Genomic DNA, 2,077 nt, shown 5'->3' with positions numbered 1-2,077 from the left:
CGATTATGGAGATCCTTAAAGTATGAGTTGATCTATCTCAAAGCGTTTGAAGACGGACGACATCTATCACGAGAGGTGACGACTTGGTTTCATTGGTCTCATGGTTCGCTAAAAAAAACGGGAGAAAATCAAATAGCCATAGCCATAATGAAGTCAGGATACATCAAGGCATAGAGGCTATGGCACAGCTAATCGGGAACGAACGGGTCGATGATATTCCGTTGCTATTGAGTCAGATGGAGAAACTAAATCTGAGCGGACTGGCTGACGAACATTTTAATCAGCATGGGAATTGGCAAGGGTTAAGTCTAGGCAAGGTGCTGGTGGGCTGGTTATCGTATCTACTCTCGCAAGGCGACCCCCGACTCAATCAGGTAGAAGAGTGGGCATCGGGACTGAGCAGCACGTTAACGAGATGTTTAGCGCCCACAGTGAGGAGCCTGGATTTCAGCGATGACCGCTTAGAGCGCGTGCTCGACCGATTGAGCGATGATCAGCAGTGGGATGAGTTTGAAGGTGAGCTGAACCGTCATACGGTGCGGGTGTATGACTTAAGAACGGCTTGTGTCCGTCTAGATACGACTACCAGCAGTGGATATAGACCGGTCGAAGCAGAGGAGGGGCTATTTCAATTTGGTCACAGCAAAGACTATCGGCCCGACTTACCGCAAGTGAAGATTTCGCAGGCGGCCTTAGACCCGTTAGGAATGCCTGTGAGCACCACCGTGGTGAGTGGCAATCAAGCGGATGACCCGTTGTACATCCCAGAGATAAAGAAAGTACAGCAAAGTCTTCAGGAGAGCGGGTTGACCTATGTTGGGGACAGTAAAATGGCGGCGTTGGAGACGCGGCGCTACATCGCCCAAAGTCAGAACCACTACTTGTGCCCGTTGCCCGAGAAACAAGTTTCCAAGGCTGACTTAGCTGAGCTACTAGCGCCTGTGTTTCGGGGGGAGGAGCTGCTGAGTCAAGTCGTTGCGCCGGGTCAAAACAGTCACGCGCCAGCAGCAGCAGCGGCACCTGAACAGGAACCGGAATTTATTGCCAAGGGATTTACCCTGACGATGACGCCATCGGTCGGGGTCGGGGCAGAGACGTTCTCTTGGCGCGAACAGTGGCTCGTGGTGCATTCGTTCAAGTACGCCGCGCGGCAACAAAAAGGGTTGGATAACCGCATTGAAAAAGCCACCGAAGCGCTGAACCAACTGAATCTGACCGGACGAGGGCACAAACGGCTATCGCCCCCGGAAACCAGGGATGCGGCCCATCGGATTCTCCAGCGCTACCGCGTCAAAGACCTCATCCAGGTAGTCTACGAGTCCACCACTCAGACGACTCACAAACGCGCCTACGGAGATCAACCGGCGCGTACCCTGACAGAAACCAACGTGACGGTGAAACCCACGCTGGACGCCGAAGCTTATCAGCACCGCTCGCAGCTATTGGGCTGGCGAGTCTATGCGAGCAACGACCTGGAATTGTCGCTCTCAGAGGCCGTTTACGGTTATCGCAATGAGTATCTCATTGAACAGGGCTTTGGACGATACAAGGGCAAAGCACTCGGACTCAGACCTATCTATTTGGCCTCTGAGAAGCGCGTCAAATGCTTGATTCGACTATTGAGTTTGGGCTTGCGCCTCCTCTGCCTGCTGGAATTTTCGGTTCGCACTCAGTTGGAAGCTGACCAACAGTCGCTGCCAGGACTGTATGCGGGAAACCCCAAACGAGCCACCCAACTGCCCACCGCTGAGCTATTGCTGAAGGCCTTTCGTGGCATTACGCTGACAATTATGGAGATTGATCAGGTGAGTCAACGCTTCCTCTCGCCTTTGTCTGAGCTGCAACTGCGCATATTACAGTTATTGGGCAGCTCTGATCATATCTATCTCGCCCTGACTGGCTAATTGTTGCAAACTCTCTTTTTTATGCGCGAACCATGAGAGCTCAGGTTTAAGAAAAGGCATTAATAATTACTTGAGTGGGGCGCATCCAGATGTTGTGGGAGGACTTGCCAATAAGAAAAAAGGGATGAGATCATAGATCCCGTCCCAACAAAAACTAGTCATGATTGTATCTT

1 protein-coding gene is annotated in these 2,077 nt (G+C 51.9%); it reads left to right on the top strand.

The window, feature by feature from the left end; genetic code table 11:
• The first annotated feature begins 179 nt into the window (after positions 1 to 179).
• Positions 180 to 1,904, top strand: a complete 1,725-nt coding sequence (locus tag CKL79_RS22220; RefSeq protein ID WP_121971687.1) for a DUF4277 domain-containing protein — start codon at positions 180 to 182, stop codon at positions 1,902 to 1,904.
• The last annotated feature ends 173 nt before the right edge of the window (positions 1,905 to 2,077 follow it).

It is taken from the genome of Leptolyngbya sp. BC1307 (assembly GCF_002286735.1).
Lineage (GTDB): Bacteria > Cyanobacteriota > Cyanobacteriia > Phormidesmidales > Phormidesmidaceae > Phormidesmis.
This window is presented reverse-complemented; position numbering and strand designations above follow the sequence as displayed.